Annotated in this window: 20 protein-coding genes and 1 tRNA gene; 5 read left to right on the top strand and 16 right to left on the bottom strand. The window is 67.7% G+C overall.

The window, feature by feature from the left end; all coding sequences use genetic code 11:
- Positions 1 to 14: 14 nt before the first annotated feature.
- Positions 15 to 677: a hemerythrin domain-containing protein gene (locus ACSDR0_RS41490; protein ID WP_435294450.1), complete on the bottom strand. Its 663-nt coding sequence runs from the start codon at positions 675 to 677 to the stop codon at positions 15 to 17.
- A 72-nt stretch (positions 678 to 749) separates the two neighbouring features.
- On the opposite strand from ACSDR0_RS41490, the gene ACSDR0_RS41485 reads away from it, so the two are divergent.
- On the top strand, positions 750 to 893 hold the full coding sequence (locus tag ACSDR0_RS41485) for a hypothetical protein (RefSeq protein WP_435294449.1): 144 nt from the start codon (positions 750 to 752) through the stop codon (positions 891 to 893).
- A 1,828-nt stretch (positions 894 to 2,721) separates the two neighbouring features.
- Here the strand turns inward: ACSDR0_RS41485 and ACSDR0_RS41480 are convergent.
- Positions 2,722 to 3,150 carry a hypothetical protein gene (locus tag ACSDR0_RS41480; RefSeq protein ID WP_435294448.1) on the bottom strand — a complete coding sequence of 143 codons (429 nt, stop codon included), beginning with the start codon at positions 3,148 to 3,150 and terminating at the stop codon, positions 2,722 to 2,724.
- A gap of 407 nt (positions 3,151 to 3,557) precedes the next feature.
- Positions 3,558 to 4,820 (bottom strand): esterase-like activity of phytase family protein, encoded by a 1,263-nt coding sequence (locus ACSDR0_RS41475; protein WP_435294447.1) that lies wholly within the window; start codon positions 4,818 to 4,820, stop codon positions 3,558 to 3,560.
- Between the two features lie 444 nt (positions 4,821 to 5,264).
- Here ACSDR0_RS41475 and ACSDR0_RS41470 point away from each other — a divergent pair, with 444 nt between their 5' ends.
- Positions 5,265 to 5,729 carry a MaoC family dehydratase gene (locus ACSDR0_RS41470; protein ID WP_435294446.1) on the top strand — a complete coding sequence of 155 codons (465 nt, stop codon included), beginning with the start codon at positions 5,265 to 5,267 and terminating at the stop codon, positions 5,727 to 5,729.
- A 43-nt stretch (positions 5,730 to 5,772) separates the two neighbouring features.
- On the opposite strand, the gene ACSDR0_RS41465 is transcribed toward ACSDR0_RS41470, so the two are convergent.
- The 3 genes from ACSDR0_RS41465 to ACSDR0_RS41455 form a co-directional block, all read right to left on the bottom strand.
- A complete protein-coding gene (locus tag ACSDR0_RS41465) occupies positions 5,773 to 6,408 on the bottom strand; it encodes a response regulator (protein ID WP_435294445.1) in 636 nt (211 codons plus the stop codon).
- Positions 6,409 to 6,498: 90 nt separating this feature from the next.
- Complete coding sequence (locus tag ACSDR0_RS41460) at positions 6,499 to 7,629, bottom strand: sensor histidine kinase (protein ID WP_435294444.1); 1,131 nt, start codon at positions 7,627 to 7,629, stop codon at positions 6,499 to 6,501.
- Between the two features lie 245 nt (positions 7,630 to 7,874).
- The gene (locus tag ACSDR0_RS41455; protein ID WP_435294443.1) at positions 7,875 to 8,504 is read right to left on the bottom strand and encodes a nitroreductase family protein; all 630 of its coding nucleotides are present in this window, start codon (positions 8,502 to 8,504) and stop codon (positions 7,875 to 7,877) included.
- 91 nt (positions 8,505 to 8,595) lie between these two features.
- Here ACSDR0_RS41455 and ACSDR0_RS41450 point away from each other — a divergent pair, with 91 nt between their 5' ends.
- Both ACSDR0_RS41450 and ACSDR0_RS41445 read left to right on the top strand, forming a co-directional pair.
- On the top strand, positions 8,596 to 8,895 hold the full coding sequence (locus ACSDR0_RS41450; RefSeq protein WP_435294442.1) for an ArsR/SmtB family transcription factor: 300 nt from the start codon (positions 8,596 to 8,598) through the stop codon (positions 8,893 to 8,895).
- A 137-nt stretch (positions 8,896 to 9,032) separates the two neighbouring features.
- A tRNA-Arg gene (locus ACSDR0_RS41445) sits at positions 9,033 to 9,105 on the top strand.
- A 61-nt stretch (positions 9,106 to 9,166) separates the two neighbouring features.
- Here the strand turns inward: ACSDR0_RS41445 and ACSDR0_RS41440 are convergent.
- From ACSDR0_RS41440 to ACSDR0_RS41395, 10 genes are all read right to left on the bottom strand, one after another.
- A complete protein-coding gene (locus tag ACSDR0_RS41440) occupies positions 9,167 to 10,378 on the bottom strand; it encodes a tyrosine-type recombinase/integrase (protein ID WP_435294441.1) in 1,212 nt (403 codons plus the stop codon).
- Complete coding sequence (locus tag ACSDR0_RS41435) at positions 10,375 to 10,569, bottom strand: helix-turn-helix domain-containing protein (protein WP_425957679.1); 195 nt, start codon at positions 10,567 to 10,569, stop codon at positions 10,375 to 10,377. Before ACSDR0_RS41435 ends, ACSDR0_RS41440 begins: the two co-directional genes overlap by 4 nt.
- A complete protein-coding gene (locus ACSDR0_RS41430; RefSeq protein WP_435294440.1) occupies positions 10,566 to 12,230 on the bottom strand; it encodes a replication initiator in 1,665 nt (554 codons plus the stop codon). The genes ACSDR0_RS41435 and ACSDR0_RS41430 overlap by 4 nt, the downstream gene beginning before the upstream one ends.
- Entirely contained in the window at positions 12,227 to 12,379 is a 153-nt protein-coding gene (locus ACSDR0_RS41425; protein ID WP_435294439.1) for a hypothetical protein, read from the bottom strand. Before ACSDR0_RS41425 ends, ACSDR0_RS41430 begins: the two co-directional genes overlap by 4 nt.
- On the bottom strand, positions 12,372 to 12,575 hold the full coding sequence (locus ACSDR0_RS41420) for a hypothetical protein (RefSeq protein ID WP_435294438.1): 204 nt from the start codon (positions 12,573 to 12,575) through the stop codon (positions 12,372 to 12,374). Before ACSDR0_RS41420 ends, ACSDR0_RS41425 begins: the two co-directional genes overlap by 8 nt.
- A complete protein-coding gene (locus tag ACSDR0_RS41415; protein ID WP_435294437.1) occupies positions 12,572 to 13,984 on the bottom strand; it encodes an FtsK/SpoIIIE domain-containing protein in 1,413 nt (470 codons plus the stop codon). The genes ACSDR0_RS41420 and ACSDR0_RS41415 overlap by 4 nt, the downstream gene beginning before the upstream one ends.
- An 85-nt stretch (positions 13,985 to 14,069) precedes the next feature.
- Positions 14,070 to 14,399, bottom strand: coding sequence for a hypothetical protein (locus ACSDR0_RS41410; RefSeq protein ID WP_435294436.1), 330 nt, complete (start codon positions 14,397 to 14,399; stop codon positions 14,070 to 14,072).
- Entirely contained in the window at positions 14,396 to 14,830 is a 435-nt protein-coding gene (locus tag ACSDR0_RS41405) for a plasmid replication, integration and excision activator (RefSeq protein ID WP_435294435.1), read from the bottom strand. Before ACSDR0_RS41405 ends, ACSDR0_RS41410 begins: the two co-directional genes overlap by 4 nt.
- Positions 14,831 to 14,956: 126 nt before the next feature.
- Complete coding sequence (locus ACSDR0_RS41400) at positions 14,957 to 15,691, bottom strand: GntR family transcriptional regulator (RefSeq protein WP_435294434.1); 735 nt, start codon at positions 15,689 to 15,691, stop codon at positions 14,957 to 14,959.
- A 472-nt stretch (positions 15,692 to 16,163) separates the two neighbouring features.
- Positions 16,164 to 16,577 (bottom strand): hypothetical protein, encoded by a 414-nt coding sequence (locus ACSDR0_RS41395; RefSeq protein WP_435294433.1) that lies wholly within the window; start codon positions 16,575 to 16,577, stop codon positions 16,164 to 16,166.
- 197 nt (positions 16,578 to 16,774) lie between these two features.
- Between ACSDR0_RS41395 and ACSDR0_RS41390 the strand changes: the two genes are divergently transcribed.
- Positions 16,775 to 17,218, top strand: coding sequence for a helix-turn-helix domain-containing protein (locus ACSDR0_RS41390; RefSeq protein WP_435294432.1), 444 nt, complete (start codon positions 16,775 to 16,777; stop codon positions 17,216 to 17,218).
- The last annotated feature ends 53 nt before the right edge of the window (positions 17,219 to 17,271 follow it).

Raw genomic sequence — 17,271 nt, 5'->3', positions numbered from 1 at the left:
CCACCTGGCCGGGCTCACGCCGCCAGCGGACCTCGGAGGCGCAGCACCTGCTTGGCGTACTGGCGGCGGCCGACGGTCTTCCAGAGCAACCGGGCGATGGCGGGCAGCTTGCCGAGGAAGAACCGGCGCTCCGCCGGGGTGGCCTCCTCCAGGATCGCGCCCATCGAGAGCATCAGCTTCTCCTTGGCGATCTGCTCCACCGCGCGTGCGCCGACGGCCTCCCATTCCGGGACCGACATGTGCTCGGCGATGAGCGCGAGCACGTACCGCTCCTCGTCGTCCAGATGCTCGACCAGGGCGGCGCGGTGCTCCTCCATCGTGATCGCGAGTTTCTCGCCGGTTCCCTTCGAGGCCGTGAGCCGCCACTCGGGCAGCACCTCGGCGATCCGGGCCAGGGTCGCGTCGATCCGCTGGTGCTGGTCCTCCATCCGCTCCACCATGCCGGCCCGCGGACGGACCCGTGACAGCAGCAGCGGCCACACCAGCTCGTCCTCGGCGGTGTGGTGGTGGTGCAGGCCCTCGGCGTAGTCGAGGTAGTGCTCGGCGATCTCGGCCGCGCGAACCGTGTCGCCTTCGGGCACCGCCCGGACGAAATGCGGCATCAAACCGGACTCTCGCCGGAAGACGCGGTGGACCACCACCATCTCGTGGGTGTACGGGCGATCTGTGGCATTCATCGTACGTTTCTCCCATCCTTTGCCGAGCTTGGCGGACAAAGTCTGCGAGAACCACCTTGGGATCGACTTGTCATGTTCTTGGGGACACCGGCGTTCGGCCGCCGGGCCGCGACTCCGCGCCGGTACGGCCACCGGGTGATCTTCGGTTTCCCCTCTCCGACAGATCACGCGGTGGCCGTACCGGTCGGCTACGTCCGCGCGGTCACCTCTCCGTGACGGTGCGATCCGGTGCCGTACGGATTTCGCGAGGTCGTGCCCGTTCCGAAGCGGCCCGCGCCCTGTCCCGCGCGGTTCTTACCACGGCACGCCGCTCCACCACGGGCTACACGCATCCGACGATTCCCGGCCCGTTGAGAATGCCGACGGTGCTGACGGTCTCGGGAAGACAGAGAGGTTCGGCGAAGCTGACGGGAACGACGGGAAGGCTGACAGAAGCGACGGTGCACACGGGTTGGAGAACCACGGGACTGGCCACGACGCACCCTGTGGGCTGGGTCGGCTGCGCGCGTGTTGTCGCTCCCGCGTGGCCGCGTGGCCCTGCCGGGCCGCGTGGTCCGTCCGCTCCGGCCGGTCCTGCCTCTCCTGGAGGTCCGGCCAGGCCGTCCTGGCCCGGGGCTCCGTCCGCGCCCGCCGGTCCGGGTGGTCCCGCGAGTCCGTCCGCTCCGGCCGGTCCTGCCTCTCCTGGAGGTCCGGCCAGGCCGTCCTGGCCTGGAGCTCCGTCCGCGCCCGCCGGTCCGGGTGGTCCCGCGAGTCCGTCCGCTCCGGCCGGTCCTGCGGGTCCGGGTGGTCCCGCCGGTCCGGGTGGTCCCGCGGGTCCGGGTGGCCCGGGAGGCCCGGGAGGCCCGGGGGGTCCCGCCGGTCCGGCCGCGGCGTTGGTGGAGCTGGTGGCGGTGGGAGTGCCTGCGGGAGGGGCTGTGGGCCTGACGGCGGGCCTGATGGGGACGGGGATGGCGATCACGCTGTCATCGTCGTCGTCATCGTCGAACCGGTTCGGCGGCCAGTCACGGTCCCGGTTTCTGCCACACCCGCGAGGGCAGCGGCAGTGAGGGTCCCCCTTGGCGCATCGGCAGGGCCGGCACGGGCGAAGAATGGATTTCTCGCCCCGGTGTACGGCATGGCGAAGCCGGGCTTTTCCACCGGTGCTTCCGATGTCCCCGTTGTCGCTGTGCGGTGCGAGATTGAGAAGGCTCGTCTCCCCGATGGCGTTCGCCGGAGCCTGATTCGACGCCATCACGAGGAGGCTGGCCATCGCTGCGACGGCCAGAGCGCCGGCGCACTTACCGGAAAGGGGCGGCGCCCATTTGCTACTACGAGGAAGCACGTTATTTCCCCATATCATTGCTAATTCCGAAAATATTCGGATCTGTCGTTCAGTCACGGAAGTGACGACGGACAGGAGATACCCGAGGCTTATGTAGATAACGCGCCGCCATAGTTCGGGAAGGGCAAATAAACAGTGTTGTGCAGGAAAACTTGCCTCTCATCTATGATTTAGATGCATTTGTAATGATTATTCGCCCATAGTGCTCAATGGATGATTTCAGGATGGCCGGTAGGAGAGGGGGAGCGGCCCCCTAGGAGGGGCGACGCCGGGTCCGGCGACACCTGTCCGGCATACCGGTTTCCGAACCCTTCGAGCCCGCTCGGATCGCTCGTTCCGATGTGCGGGATCCCGGCCGGCGGCGACGGAAACGAGAGTGACGGGAATGGGGGCGGCGGGAACGACGGCGGCGACGGAAACGGGAGCGGGAACGAGGGGGACGACGACGGCGACGGAAACGGGAGCGGCGGTGAGCGGGAACGGGGGCACGGGAAGGGCGGGACAAACCGTTGTGTGCCGCACCAGAGTGCGTACCGGTACGGCACACAGCGGTTCTTCTCCGATCCGGCGGCACCCGGTCGGGCGCGGGGGCGACCGGCAGGCCGCTCTTCCCCGTCGTGCCGTACCGGGCACCCGGTGGATTTCAGTGACCCGTCCCCGCCTCGGTGGCGCTTCGCCTCTCGTGCTCCGTCGCGGCCGGGGGCGGGAAGCGGCCCGTCGGGCTTACTTCTGGCGGACGATGATCTCTGGGAACGACGGGTCGTTCTGGAGGTCCCTCATTATCTTCTCGGAGCGGGAAAGGCGCTCGCGAGGCTCCGCGTTCTCGCCCCTGCGCGAGCGGTAACGGTCGTGGGGGCGATCCTGGTGGCGCTGTGACCTGCCTCGCCACCTGTCGGAGGGCCTGTCGGAAGGCCTCGACTCGTATCCGCGATGCTGGTTGCGAGGAGGGCCGGGGCGGGAGAACCGGCCGTCGGGAGTGCTGTCGGCATTCGGCTGTGAGATCGAGCCGAGCGTCTGGGCCTGCCCGATGGTGGCGTTGGCCGGTACCTGGTTCGACGTCATGAGGATGCCGGCGACTGCCGCGATGGCGAGGACGCCCACCTGTCTGCTGGAGTTCGTCCCCGGTGTCCGTCCGCTCTTTCGAGGAAGCACGTTATTTCCCCATCTCGTTTCTGGTTCCGAAAACATCTGATATCCCTCGCTACCTCATAAGTGGCAGCAGCTAGGAGATACCCCTCGGACCATGAGATAGCGTATTGAAACGGTTGAGGTCGAGCAAATAAATGGCACTGTGAATGCTGATGTAAGTTTATCTATTGCTATTTACTGTTTTGTCATAATTGTTCGTTCGGTATGGAATGTGGTGCCACCGGGAATTTCGCCGGACCGGATCGCGGCGGGAACGCGACGGCTCCGCCCCTCTCCACAAGGCCGGGGAAAGCCGGAAAGGCCGGGCCCTCCCTCCCGGCAGGGGTCCGGAGGGAGGGAGGGCCCGCGGTCTCCCCGGTAGAGGGCCTGCGGTTCCCCGGTAGGGGTTCGGAGGAAGGCCCGCGGGGCCGTTACAGGTAGACGCGGATGTCGGCCTTGAGCGGACGCGACAGGCGCACGGTGATGAACTCGTTGTTGTCGGGCTGGCCCGGGGTGCGGCCGGCGGAGGACGGGAAGTTGTTGTCGTCCAGCACGCCCAGGGTCCGGTCGTCGAGGATCACGACGTCCTCGATGGTCTGGAACGGGAAGCGGAAGGTCTCCCCGAACCCGCCCAGGCCACGCGGGTTGGCCAGGTCGAGCAGGTCGGCGACGAGGGTCTTGCGCAGGTCCGCGTGGCGGGTGTCCACCATGTAGATGCGCTTGGTCTTGGCCTCGTCCCCCTGGAGGTTGTCACGCTCGATGACGAGGAACCGGTACCGGTCGACCGCGATCATGTCGCCGATCGCGTTGTCGGGGCTCTCCAGCCTGTAGGTCCAGCGCTTGCCGGTGTAGGCCCGCCTGCGCAGGTCGAACTCGTTCATCCGCAGCGTCCCGGCGGCGTCGCCGGTCACGGTGCCTTCGAGCAGCGGGTACAGCGTGCGGCCGTCGACCGAGCGCGCCATGCCCTCGAAGCCCTTGCTCCGCCCCAGGTTCGGCTGCTCGCCGTTGAGGGAGGGGTTCTCCGGTGCCTTGACGCCGGGTAGCGGGATCGGAGCGTCGAGCAGCTTGCCCGAGGAGGAGAAGTGCAGCAGGAACGGGCCGAACTCGTCGCCGATCCAGTAGGTGCCGTCGACGGTCCGTACGATCGACTCCACGTCGAAGTCGGCGCCGGTCAGCTTCCGGTCCGGCCGGGTCAGCGGCCAGGTGACGCGCCCGTCGGGGTCGCTCAGGTTGAATCCGCCCAGCACCGCCACCTTCTCGCGACGGAAGTCGGGCTTCACCCGGTGCACCCGCAGCAGGAAGTCGGCGCTGTTGTTCTTGGCGCCGAACCCGTTGTCGGACAGTACGTCGAAGGTGCCGTCGTGCCGCCGCACGATGCCGCTGAAGCCCTGCACCGGCTGCCCGGCGAACGGCGGGGTCACCCCGTTGACGGGAGTCGTGCCGAGCTGGGAGCCCGACGGCTCGCTGCCGGGTACGAAGGTCAGCGCGGGCAGGGATGCGAACCCGGTCAGCGTGGCGCGTCCGAATTCGGAGTGACCGGAACCGGGGTGACCGGAACCCGGCCGCTGCGAATCCGCCTGCTGGGTCCCGGCGTTGTCGGCGGCGGGAAGGCCGGAGCCGGGCTGCCCCGGGTCGGCCACCGCCGGTGCGGACACCGCCAGCGCCAGCACGGCCGCGCCAATGGTGATCGTCATGCGTCGTCTCATGGCGGGCACGCTAGGGAACTCGTGTGAACGGCCGGTGTTGCGTCGCGGGCCGTACAGCGAAAACAAGATGCGGACCGTACGAAAAGCTGGCAAGAGCCAGCCGGAAAGTGGTACGCCGGAGATGGACGAAAAGGAACGCACCGGAACGTGCCTCCGAGGCGTCTCTGGACGCGTGGAGTTCGCCGACCTCGCCGCCGCGCGGGCAGAGCGCTTCCCGTTGCTCCCCGCGCTGCCACGAGGACCTCTCCGACCAGGAGATCGCTGGCCTCCTCGGTGTCCCGCGAGGCGCGGTGCGCGGCCAGGGGCCCGCGCGTCGGGAACGCCGCCCCCACGAGGGGGCCGCGGCGGGTACGGCGAAGGAAGCGGGTGGCGGAGAGGAGTTCACGGTCGCGAACCTTCTCGCCGCACCTTCAGCGGAATAAAGTTCCAGACATGAGGATTTTCGCCAACATCACCGAGCTCAAGGCCGCCGTCGGGGAACACCTCGGCCATACCGAGTGGCGCGAGATCACCCAGGAGCAGGTCAACCTGTTCGCCGACGCGACCGGCGACCACCAGTGGATCCACGTGGACGTGGAGCGGGCGAAGCAGGGGCCGTTCGGCGCCACCATCGCCCACGGATACCTGAGCCTGTCGCTTCTGCCCTCCTTGATGGCGGAACTGCTCCAGGTGGGCGGCCTGGCCATGGGCATCAACTACGGGCTCAACAAGGTCCGCTTCCCCGCGCCCGTCCCGGTCGGCGCGCGAGTGCGTGCCGGGGCCGAACTCGTCGACCTCAAGGGCACCCCCTCGGGCTACCTGTCGAACGTCCGCGTGACCGTCGAGGTCGAGGGCCAGAAGAGGCCCGCCTGCGTCGCGGAGACCCTCTCCCTGTACGTCCCGGCGGAGGGCTCCTGACCGTCGGGGACTCCCTGATCTTCGAGGAGTCCCCGCCTCCGGATCACCTCTCCGTGGAGAGTTCCTGGGCCAGGATCGCGGCCTGGACGCGACTGCGGAGACCCAGTTTGTTCAGCAACCGGCTGACATGGGTCTTCGTCGTCGCCTCCGCCATGTCCAGCTCGGCGGAGATCTCCGCGTTCGACAGGCCCCGCCCGATGCAGGCCAGCACCTCGCGCTCGCGCGGGGTGAGGACGCCGACCTCGTACGACCTGCGCTCGGGGACCGACGCCCCGAAGGCGGAGATCAGCCGCCGGGTGACCGCAGGCGCGATGAGCCCCTCGCCCCCGGCCACCACCCGCACCGCCTTCACCAGGGCGTCGGCGTCGGTGTTCTTCAGCAGGAACCCGGCGGCTCCGGCCCGCAGCGCCCCGAAGACGTACTCGTCGATGTCGAACGTGGTCAGGATCAGCACGTCGGTGATCCCGCTCAGCTCGCGCGTCGCGGAGATCCCGTCGAGTTTCGGCATCCGGATGTCCATCAACACCACGTCGGGACGAAGGTCGAGGGCCATCGCGACGGCCTGCTCCCCGTTGGCGGCCTGGCCGACGACCTCGATGTCCTCGTGGCCGTCGAGAATGAGGACGATCCCGGCGCGGACCGCCGCGTGGTCGTCGGCGACGAGAACTCGGATGGTCATGCGATCTCCCGGGCGTGCGGTTGGGTGGTCATACGATCTCCCGGTCGTGCGTCGGGAGCGTCATATGACCCCGGGCGGGCGTCCAGGGCGTCACGTGATCTCCCGGGTGGGCAGTTCGGCGCGGACGCGCCAGCCGTCGTCGTGGGGCCCGGCCTCGAAGACCCCGCCGACGAGGGCCGTACGCTCCCGCATGCCGATGATCCCCGCACCCGCGCCGGGAAGCCCGCGCCCCGCGCCGTCGATCGGGTTGTCCACGGCCAGCGTGATCAGTCCGGGCCGGTAGCCGATCACCACGTCGGCGACCTTGCCGCCGTGCTTGAGCGCGTTGGTCAGCGATTCCTGGACGATCCGGTAAGCGGCCAGGTCGACCGAGGCGGGCAGTTCCCTGGTTTCGCCGTCCACGCGCATCCGGACGTCGAGTCCCGCCTCCCGCGCCCGCTCGGCCAGCTCTCCGGCCTCGGCCACCCGCCGTCTCGTCGCCTCGGGCTCCTCGCCGTCCTGCCGGAGCAGCCCGATCATGGCACGCATCTCCCCCATGCCCTCGACGCTGTTCTCCCTGATGGACGCCAGCACCTCCCGTACGGCCCGCGCGTCGAGGTCCCTGCGGGAGAGGACGGCGGTGGACTGGATGGCGATCGCGCTGAAGTGGTTGGCGATCATGTCGTGCAACTCCCGCGCCATCCGGGTCCGCTCGGCCTGCACCGCCGCCGCCCGGTCGAGCTCCGCCAGCCGCGCCACCTGCTCGGCCCTCGCGCGCTCGGACAACGCCTGGTCCTGCAGCTGCCTCGTGAGCATGGCGGTGAAGACGGGGGTCACCCCGACCAGGCCCCCCTGGACGAGGAAGATGGCGGCGGCCGACCAGTGCTTGAAGAGGGCCCCCGCGATCACGCCCGCCACGACGGCGATCACGGAGGTGATGCCGAGCATCCACCTGCCCAGCGCCCGCGGACCGTACCTGACCCCCGCGTAGAGGTTGTCCGTGACGATCAGGACCGTACCCAGGGACGGGCCCATGGCGAAGTCGCCGAGGAAGGCCGCGACCCCCAGTCCCAGCGAGAGCAACGGTCTGCTCCGCCGTACCGCGACCCCCACGCACGCGACCGCCAGCGGGCCGACGAACAGCGGGGCGGAGGCCCACCGGTGCTGGTAGGCGCCCGCCGCGAGCAGGAGGAGACCACTGACGAAGCACGCCACGGCCCACAGCGCGTCGTCTCGTCTCATGCCTCCCATCTCATCACCCGGACGCGGCCCGCGGGTCCGGCGCGGGACGGGTCCCCCGTACACACAAGGATGTATCCCGTCTCATCACCCCTTCGTTCACCGCCTCGCCGCTGTCCCGTCGGCACCTCGTCGGCATCTCATCGGCGTCGATGACGTCTCGGGTTCGGTGGGGGCCGCCGCCCGGGTCTTCCCGGGAACACGGACTCTCCTCAGGAGAGTCGTTGAGGCCGGAACCGGCACTGGGATCACCAGCGATCCCAGTGCGTCACCTCCTCCATCGGCACCCTGCGCGCGGGCTTGAAATCGGTCCCGATCGTGTAGGCCAGCGGGACGAACGCCACCTGCATCACCTTCTCGTACGGTATGCCGAGCACCCCGGCCGCCTCCCGCTCCAGGCGGAGCGGCCCCAGCCAGGCCGTGCCCAGTGACCGGGCCCGTGCGGCCAGCATGAAGCTCCAGACGGCGGGCATGATCGAGCCGAAGGTGTTGGCCTGTTCGTGCACGCTCGCCCCCTCGGTCCGCCCCGTGATGCACGGGATGAGAAACGCCGGAACCTCGTGGATGTGCCGGTACAGATGCTCCGCTCCCTCCCACACCCGCTCCATCGAGCCGGGAAACGCGTACGCCCGCCGCGCGTCCTCCTCCGGTATCGGGGTGCCGGGGCGGTTCATCCCCTCCCGCCACAGTGCCGCGATCCGCTCCCGCTGCTCCCGCTCGGTGACCACGACGAAGTGCCAGCGCTGCCGGTTGCGCCCGGTCGGAGCCTGTACGGCGAGCTTGAGGCACTCCTCGACGAGCTCGCGGGGGACGGGCCGGGTGAGATCCAGCCGCCTGCGCACGGCCCTGGTCGTGGAGAGCACGTCATCGGGGATCATCCGGCCCCCTCAAAGATTTCGACATGCATCGAATTGTGTGACGGACTTCGATGGTTGTCAAAGTCTCGAATTCCTCGACTAGGATCGACCCATGCGAGCCCTCCATCACCCGGACGTGGCCTCCGTCACACTTCCTGGCCTGCTCAACGCCCTCGCTGACGAGGTCCGTCTCTCGGTCGTCCGCCAGCTCTCCGAGGCCGGAGGCGTGGTCTGCGGCCAGTTCGACGTCCCCGTGAGCATGTCGACCCTCTCCCACCACCTGAAAATCCTCCGCGAGGCCGGTCTCCTCCGCGTCACCCCCGAAGGCAGCTTCCGCCGCCACGAGCTCCGCCTCGCCGAGATGGAGACCCGCTTCCCCGGCGTCCTCACCTCGATCCTCCAGGCCGCCTGATCCGGCCCATCGCCTCGGCCTCCCCGCCGGATCCCCGTCCCCGTCGAAGAATCCGACGCCGACCAGCGGATCCAAGGGCGATCGTTTAACCGGTTCGAGGCATCGCCCAAAACCCGCTATGCTTGCTTACGCAGCGAGCGGCCGTAGCTCAATGGATAGAGCATCTGACTACGGATCAGAAGGTTGGGGTTTCGAGTACCTCCGGCCGCACACATGCAAGAAGGCCCCTGAACAGGCATTACGCCGTCAGGGGCCTTTTTCGTTGTGTCGCTCAGCCGGTCTCTTCGGCGTCTGTGGGAGCCAACCTGGGAGCCAAAGGCGCGGACCTGCCCAGCAGAGCCCCGGAGATCGCCGCCGACGCCGCCCGCTTGTCCCCCTCCATCAGATGCCCGTAGACATCCTTGGTGATCGCGATGCTCGCATGCCCGAGGACGTCGGAGACGACGTGCAGCGGTGTGCCCTGGGCGAGCATGAGCGAGGCCCCGGAGTGCCGCAGCTCGTGCGGATGCCAGTGACCGAGGCCGGCTTTCCGCGCCAGCTTCGAGAACAGGTGGGAGAAGGTGTCGGGGTCGGACGGATTGCCGAGCATCGAAGGGAAGATCAGCCCGTGCTCGGTCCACTCCTCTCCGGCCTGAAGACGTTCCGCGTTGTGCGTGGCCCGATGCCGCTTGAGCGCGTCGACCAACTCGGGCGTCAGGCAGAGCGTACGGCGTGACTTCCTGGTCTTGAGTTCGGTGATCACGAGCTTGGTCTTACGTTCCGCGCCGGGGGTGCGGTTCTTGATCCGTTTCACCGCGTGCGCCACACGCAGGGTCTTGGCCTCCGGGTCGAAGCCGCTCCACATCAGCCCGAGAGCCTCACCGCGGCGAAGGCCGAAGACGAGCGCCAGGAGGACGAGTGCCCCCATTCGATGCTCCGCGACCTCGTCGAGAAGCTTGTGTGACTGGTCGATCGTGAGCGTACGGCCCTCGTCGGTGTTGAGCCGGGGAGGCATGGACAGCGCTGCGACGTTCCGAGCCACCAGGCCCTCACGCTCAGCCTGCCCGAGTGCCTTGCGCAGGACGGCCCGCATGATCCGGACACTGTTGGGCTTGTACTTCGCCCGCTTGGCCTGCCACAGGGCATCGACGTGAGCGACGGTCAGCGCGGTGAGCTTGTGCCGCCCGAGCCCCGGCTTGAGGTGAAGTCGCACCGTGTCCTCGTAGTCGTCCAAGGTCGAATCGGCGATATGACCGGGGAGCGTCGACAGCCAGCGGTCGAGGAAAGCACCGACGGTGATCTTGTCGTCGGGGACGGGCAGACCTTTGGCGATGCCCTCACGGATCTTCCGAACCTTCTCGACGACTTCGGGTCGCGTCTTGCCGGAGACCTTCTTGCGGAGGCGCTCCCCGTTCGGTCCGTATCCGATGGAGATCGCCCCGCGCCACCGGTCGCCGTCCTTGTAGATCGAGTCCTCGTTGTGGCCACGCTTCTTGGTGCTCATGCTGCTTGCTCCTCTTCCAGATGCGCGACGAACTCGGCGAGCGCGGTCGGGGGAATCCTGCGAAGGGTGCCGACACGGACCGAGCGGAGAGCGCCCGACCGCATCAGTGCGTAGACCGTGGTCCGGCCGATGCTGAGAAGCTCCGCCGCCCTCTCCGGGCGAAGAAGCAGGTGATCGAGGTCGTCTGTCATGCCGCCTCCTTCGTTGCCGAAAGGTCGGGTGCGAATTGGCTGGTGGCTTTCACCTGGAGAGCGAGCAGGCTTGCTCGCCAGCGTTGGCGTTCGGCGACCATGCGCAGCAGCCGCAGGGCCAGGGAGGGGATGTTGCCGTCGCCGGCCGGGATGGGCTTCCAGACGTAGCGGTGCGGGTCGACGGGCTCGTCGGCCAGGCCGAGGGCTTCCATGACCCAGGCACGACGGTCGCGCTTGTGCTCGGACAGGGTCTTGTTGGACCACTTGCGCGAGACCAGGACGCGACGGCCCGCGTAGCCGAGGTGTTCGGGCTTGTGCGCTTTGCTTCGGCATCGGCCCGGTGTCATGCCCGCCTTGGGGTTCTTGGGCTGGACTCCGTAGCGCAGCCAGTTCGGGCAGGCCGGGGAGCAGGGTTCGTAGCGGAGCGCTTCGACCATGCGGGCCGCGTGGTCACGTTGTGCCGGGTTGTCGGCGTCGAGGGTGTCGCCGAGGCTCTTGGTCAGGTACTTGCTCAGGTAGCGGATGCACTGGTCGGCATCCGGGGTGCCGCCGAGGACACCCTGAACGTCGACCTGGTCACCGAAGCGGACCACGTGCAGCGGTTCGGCCTCCTCGTCGGCATCCAGCCGGTCGAGCGCTTCGCGCCAGGTGGGCAGCACTTCCCCGGTGACCGGATCGAGGTAGTCGCCATCCTGTCCGTCCAGGTAGGGAGTGCCGTCTTCCCGCGCGGGACGCTCGACCCACACCGGCAGGTGATCGCCCTCGAAGCGCACCTCGTCGACCGAGGGCCACCACACCTGGTGGTAGGTGGCCGCAGCGATCGCCTTGACCTCGGCGCGTGGCATGGTGCCGCGGATGGCCATGTGCAGGTGCGGCGCGAGTCGCTTCTGTGGTTCGACGGAGGAGAAGTACTGCAGGTCGTAGCCCGCGACGCGGCGCAGGTTCTGCACGAAGCGGTCGACGAGCTTGGAGAAGTGCAGCGCGTCCCGGACCGCCCGTCGGTAGTCGTAGGCGTCCGGGTCGACGGGCACGCCGTTGCGTACCTTGCCGTAGGAGGGAAGCGTGAGCGTGACGAACAGCGACGGCCGGTAGACCATCCCGTCGGAGCTGGTGAACGTCCGCCCCAGGGTGGTGTTCTGCCGGACCTTCCTGGGCAGGTCGGGGGCGTCCTGGCGTCGCCGGGTCGAGCGGTTGCGCTTGGCGGTGGTACGGCCGAGCAGGGTGCCGCGCATCCCGGCCGCGGTGATCTCGGCATCCAGTCCGCTGAGGATCGCGTCCAGGTCGGTGGTGTCGTCGCCGGCCTTTTCCGCGGCATCGCGCTGGGCTTGCATGTCGGCGCGGAACTCCACCAGCCAGAGCTGTTCCTCGTTGGGCTCATCCGGGGTGATCGAGGGTTCGGCCTCCAGGTGCCAGCCTTCCCGGCACTGGGCCATCCGCAGGTAGCGGTTGCGTCGGGCGCACGACGAGCACTTGGCGTCCATGGTGGCCCCGCAGGGCACGTTGACGTCCTCGGTGAGCCCGGTGCGCGTGTCCAGCCGACGCAGGACCACCGGTCGGATGCACACCCCGTTGTGCTTGGCGATTTCCACCGCCACATCCAGCGCGAGCGGCATCCTCTGACGCTCGGCGCGCGACAGGCCGCGGTCGTTGGGGTTGCTCACGCGTCCGCCTCCTGCTCGTGGTCGAGGAGTGCGCCTTGTCCGCACTCGTGGCACTCGACCAGGCCGCGGATCAGGTCCAGCCACAGCGTGTTGACCGCGTGGCAGGCAGCGCAGCGCAGGCCGTCGAGGATGTAGGCCAGCTCAGTCACGCTCGCCCCTCTCCCGCACTTCGGACAGGTCGGCCACCAGCCGGAACATGGTCTGGTACGGGTCGGCGGTGATGCGGACGTTGAACAGCTCGAAGGCCAGGACGGGCTGAGTGTGGTGCGGTCCCAGGACGGCGAGGACGGGCCGCTCACAGAGGCGGGTGATCTCCTCGTCGGTACCGTAGAAGCTGACCCTCATGCGGTCACCTCCATGGCCATCGCGCGGATGTCGCTGTCGGAGACGTAGGCGGCACGGACCCGGATCGGATCGGGTGAGGTCTCCAGCCGGACGTAACCGATGCCAGCGCCCTGCTCGGGGATCGGGGAGATGTGATCGGCCAGTGCCCCGCGGTCCCGTGCGCCGTCGCCGAGGACCATGTCGACCTGCTCGGACTCGTCGAGGCGGAGCGCGATCTTGTCGGGAAACAGGTTGCGGATGTTCATGACCTCTTTGCGCGGGTCCTGGAGAGCTGCCAGGACACCGAAGCCGACCGCGCGGCCCTGCGTGGTGAGCGTCGCCAGCGCGGCGGAGATACGCAGCTTGAGACCCTTGTCGGACTGGTAGGCGGTCAGGAACGCCACCTCGTCGACCACCACCAGGACGAACGGGTCATCGCTGGTGGGAGTGTGGGAGCGCTGGAGTCCGGCGTAGCGGTCGGCCCGCTCCTGCATGATCTTTACCACTGCTTCCAGCAGATCGGCGCAGTCAGCCGGGCTCGCGGCGTAGCGGTCGCCAAACAAGTCACGCCCGTAGGACAGCTCCATCCGCTTGGGATCCAGCGCCCACACCTGCGCCAGGCCCGCACGCGTGGCGGGCAACAGGCCGCGGATCGCCGACCAGATGACCGAGCCCTTGCCCGCCCCGGTGGCCCCGGCGACTAGGACATGAGTGCCGTGGACCTTCAGTAGCCAGGGCTTGCCGTCCTCGCACGTGCCGACCTCCACCGGCCCCACCGATGCCTCAGCCGGGACCGGTACAGCCGGGAGCGGAGTGGCGAGGGGATCGCGGCGAGGGAAGACGAGCAGCAGCCGGCCCGAACGCGCGATGGAGACCCGGCAGGAGCGAGCGCCGAACCCGTGGGCGAGGTGCTCGGTGCGGTCGGCCCAGTCCTTGACCGCCTGTCCGGTGAGCATTCGCACCGTGACCACGTCGGCCCACGAGGTGCAGGTGACACGGACGACGCGAGGCAGGTAGTCCCGGCCACGTAAGTGTCGTCCGAGCCCAGAGATGATCATCACCGGTTGCCAGTGCCGCCGGTAGATCCACACCAGCCGCCACCAAGCCAACAACCGCCAGCCCATCCAGCGGTTGAACGAGGGCCGATCGAAGAACGGCCACGGCGCCAGCAGCGAGAGCGGAACGGCGACCACGACCAGGGCGAGGCGCCAGCCGTACAGGATGCCGAGCACCGCGGGAACGGCGAGCACGGCCACCGCGATCGGGTGACGCCAGACGAGTCGAACGAGTCCGGCCAGCAGCCGCCACAGGAAGATGGTGATGGTGACGATGGCCGGGGTACGGACGACGGCCGGGCGGAACACTACGGCGGTATCGGGGGTGGTGGTGACGAGGGTGCGTGCCTCGTCGCCGGGCAGTTTTTTGAACATTAGGCTTGAGCCCTCTCTTGATTTGCGTCTGGGGAGAACCGAGGGGCCGCCGGAAGTTGCACCTTCCAGCGGCCCCGCTTACGTGTCAGGCCGCCTTGCCCTGCTCGGATTCGTCGTCGACCTGGTGGGGGTTGGTGGACTGGGTGGTGTGCAGGCGCTCGCAGTCGGCGAGGTATCGCGCGGCGACGTCGGCGATCTGCCGGGCGAGGGTCACGTCTTGTTCGGTGACCGGTCCGCCGCCGGTGGTGGAGACGATCACCTGTGCCTCACGGGAGGACAGGTGCAGGAACGGCCGTCCGCCATCGGCGACCAGCGCCATGACCGACAGGTGCGGGGTGCGGAACGAGGTGTCGAGTCGGGTGCCGTCTTCGTCGAGGGTCACCACGGCGCGGGTGTAGGGCAGGTGCTCTCTCATGCGGCCACGTCCTTACCGGCCGTCGAAGCCGAAGCCTTGGCCGGAGTCGCCGCGGTGCGGGGAGGGCGCATCGCGGTGGCTCGGATGGACCAGGCCAGGCGGCCGGTGTTCTGGTTGACGTAGGCGGTGGCGGTCATGCCGTCGAACTCCACCGGCACGAACGGCAGGCCCGGCAGCGCGGCCGGAACGACGGGTTGAACCGGGGACAGGATCTTGACTGAGACCGTCTTCTGGCCGGCCTTGACGGTGGGGTCGGCGTCCATGACGGCGACCTGCCAGACGAGTTCTCCGGTGTTCTTGTCCTTGGCGTAGACGGTGCGGCCCTTGGACGAGGCGTCGAAGTCCTTGACCTGCTCGACCTCGCCGACGATGAAGCAGCCGTGCGGGAAGACCTGCTCGAAGTGGACGGGGATGGGGCCTTGAAGGGCCATGATGCTTTCTCCTAGCTTGACAGGAAGGATGCAGACTTCAACCTGACCTATCAGGTTGCTTCATAAAGCTAGGCCCATCAACCTGTCGTGTCAAGTTTGAAGCCAGAGACGATCGATCAGGTTAAATCAGGTCAGGGGGTAGGCATCACGCAGTTCATGGCGATCTCCTGGAAGGACCGCGTCGACGAGCTGGAGTGCCCTGCCATCGGCGTCGTGCCCGGTCACCACGAGGTTCAGCACTGGCGCGCCGATTGACATTTTCAGGGCTTGCGCCTCATCCGCCGTCGCTGCTCGTGAGAGCGTGCGTTCGACGGCGTAGTCCAACCGGAGCCTCTTGCGGCCGTACAGGTGACGTCGGATCCCCTCGTCCATGGGTTCAGGCGAGGTCAGCTTGGTTCCGGAGACCAGGTCGATGGGAAACCACGCTGAGATCAGCTCTATGGGGCCGTCCTCGTCACTGAGAACGTATTGCCGCAGGAATGCCTTGGACCCGGCGGGCAGGTCAAGCAGGGTGGTGACCCGAGTGGGGGCGACGATGATCCCGGCTTGCAGCAACTCGGCGGAGGATTCCGACTCGGCGAGATCCAGAAGTCGCTGACCGGGGTGCGCGCGTTCCACGCTCAGTGTGGGCACCTTCCCGCGTACGAACGAGCCGCGCCCGGTCTGGGACTCGATCAAGCCTTCTTGGCGGAGTAGTCGCAACGCCTCGATCACCGTGGGTCGTGACACGTCGAACTCGGCGACGAGCCGGCTCTGTGAGGGCAGCATCATCCCCGGCGGATAGGTCCCGTCCGCGATGCGCGATCTCAAGGCGTTCAGTACGCGTTCGTACTTGAGGCCGTCCTCGCGTGGAGCTGCCATTACAACCGCCTTACCAGCTTTAACGTGTCCTATCAGGTTGAGCGTAGCATCAGAGCGATGATCTTCCACCCCCTGTGGACGTGGAAGGCCCGGCAAGCCTGGGTGTGGTAGCCCTTCGGGGCTGGCTTGCCGGGCCAAGGCGCAACAGAGAGGGACACACCTGCGTGTCGACGACACACCAGCAGGGATCAACCTCGTAGTCGCGCCCGCTTCGGTGGAACGCCGGCGGCAGGACCGAAACTCTCGTCCTGCAGATTGACGGCCCACCACTGATCTTCAATTCGCTTCTCGGCAGCCAGGTGACCGGCCAGTTCCTCCAAGGTCTGTCCACAACGCACGTAGGAAAGACCACGCTGAAGGCTCTCTCTGGAGAGGTCATGCCGACGCACCGCGTACCACCCGCCCCCAAGGGATGCCGAGATCCTCCATCGCCTGCCGTAGACGGCGTTCAACTCGCTGACCATCACAGCGATCATTCCGGCCATACGGGCGAGGCGAGGCGCCGTCCGCGTAGGTCGACCGGTCGGCGATCATTCGGGAGTACGCATTGGGTCTCTTCGACCATCTCCGACAACGGATGACCGCCACGGAGGTCCGCGTACCGGACAGCGACCCGGCGAGCGGCCGTCAGCGGATCGTTCACCGGGCTGTAGGCATAGCGCCGGCGCCCGCGCGCTGACGTTTTCCCCGACCACCAGTGATACGAGACTCCGTTGGTCCAGACGACCAGATCGATCCAGACCGAAACAAGCGCGATTCCGACGCCATGGTGAATGTCGGCGGGTATTTCCAGATTGCGCAGCTCCTCGGCGAGGCGCACAGCGGCATATAAAGGGTCGTTGGTCACCGGTTCAGCCGGTCGCCGCCACACAAGCGTGTCTGTCATGTCTCCTGCCGTCCGCTTCCAGCGCAGTCGAAGCAATCACTCCGCGTTCTTGGAGCGCGCCGACCATCGATGATCTGAGCGCCATAAGCCGCGCTCACCCGCGCATATCGCCACCCCTTGCCCCGGCAGGCCGAGCAGCAGCCCTGCCCGCTGGTCTCTCGTGATCCCGTCGTCTCCACTCCTTTTCCTCCGTCGCAATGGACGTTTTCCCGGTCAGTCGAGACACTAGGAAAAGGTTGCCGCTCCGCCCCGGAAAAGAATTCCGGGGTCCCCGAGGTATCCATGCGAGGCTGATCGGTATGCGAGGCATGACGGATCACCTGACCATCGGGGAACGCGTAGCGTGGTACCGCCGACGGCGGGGAATGTCACAAGAAGTCCTGGCCGGACTCGTCGGCCGAACGGTCGATTGGCTCAGCAAGATAGAAAACGACCGGATCGAGCTTGACCGTCTGTCGGTGATCAAATCCCTCGCGGTCGCTCTGGACGTCGCACTCGGCGACCTTCTCGCTGAGCCGTCCCTACTCGACTGGAGCCCCGACAGCGGAGACCGTACCGTCCCGGCACTGCGTGCGGCGATCACGGATTATCGCCAGCTCACCCCGCTCGCCGCCCTCGGTCGCGTCCTCGGAGCGGTGTAAAAGGCTCGACGAGGTAGGTGCCGTGGGTTGATCTTAGGCGGCCTCGGTCGTGG

Source organism: Streptosporangium sp. G11 (genome assembly GCF_051192615.1).
Classification (GTDB): Bacteria; Actinomycetota; Actinomycetes; order Streptosporangiales; family Streptosporangiaceae; genus Streptosporangium.
This window is presented reverse-complemented; position numbering and strand designations above follow the sequence as displayed.

Coding starts and splice junctions, on each gene's coding strand:
- ACSDR0_RS41470 (WP_435294446.1), top strand. CDS start 5,265: ATGAGGATTTTCGCCAACATCACCGAGCTCAAGGCCGCCGTCGGGGAA.
- ACSDR0_RS41485 (WP_435294449.1), top strand. CDS start 750: ATGTTCTTGGGGACACCGGCGTTCGGCCGCCGGGCCGCGACTCCGCGC.
- ACSDR0_RS41465 (WP_435294445.1), bottom strand. CDS start 6,408: ATGACCATCCGAGTTCTCGTCGCCGACGACCACGCGGCGGTCCGCGCC.
- ACSDR0_RS41405 (WP_435294435.1), bottom strand. CDS start 14,830: ATGGCCCTTCAAGGCCCCATCCCCGTCCACTTCGAGCAGGTCTTCCCG.
- ACSDR0_RS41410 (WP_435294436.1), bottom strand. CDS start 14,399: ATGAGAGAGCACCTGCCCTACACCCGCGCCGTGGTGACCCTCGACGAA.
- ACSDR0_RS41415 (WP_435294437.1), bottom strand. CDS start 13,984: ATGTTCAAAAAACTGCCCGGCGACGAGGCACGCACCCTCGTCACCACC.
- ACSDR0_RS41395 (WP_435294433.1), bottom strand. CDS start 16,577: ATGACAGACACGCTTGTGTGGCGGCGACCGGCTGAACCGGTGACCAAC.
- ACSDR0_RS41450 (WP_435294442.1), top strand. CDS start 8,596: ATGCGAGCCCTCCATCACCCGGACGTGGCCTCCGTCACACTTCCTGGC.
- ACSDR0_RS41475 (WP_435294447.1), bottom strand. CDS start 4,820: ATGACGATCACCATTGGCGCGGCCGTGCTGGCGCTGGCGGTGTCCGCA.
- ACSDR0_RS41420 (WP_435294438.1), bottom strand. CDS start 12,575: ATGAGGGTCAGCTTCTACGGTACCGACGAGGAGATCACCCGCCTCTGT.
- ACSDR0_RS41390 (WP_435294432.1), top strand. CDS start 16,775: ATGGACGTTTTCCCGGTCAGTCGAGACACTAGGAAAAGGTTGCCGCTC.
- ACSDR0_RS41435 (WP_425957679.1), bottom strand. CDS start 10,569: ATGACAGACGACCTCGATCACCTGCTTCTTCGCCCGGAGAGGGCGGCG.
- ACSDR0_RS41440 (WP_435294441.1), bottom strand. CDS start 10,378: ATGAGCACCAAGAAGCGTGGCCACAACGAGGACTCGATCTACAAGGAC.
- ACSDR0_RS41455 (WP_435294443.1), bottom strand. CDS start 8,504: ATGATCCCCGATGACGTGCTCTCCACGACCAGGGCCGTGCGCAGGCGG.
- ACSDR0_RS41400 (WP_435294434.1), bottom strand. CDS start 15,691: ATGGCAGCTCCACGCGAGGACGGCCTCAAGTACGAACGCGTACTGAAC.
- ACSDR0_RS41460 (WP_435294444.1), bottom strand. CDS start 7,629: ATGAGACGAGACGACGCGCTGTGGGCCGTGGCGTGCTTCGTCAGTGGT.
- ACSDR0_RS41490 (WP_435294450.1), bottom strand. CDS start 677: ATGAATGCCACAGATCGCCCGTACACCCACGAGATGGTGGTGGTCCAC.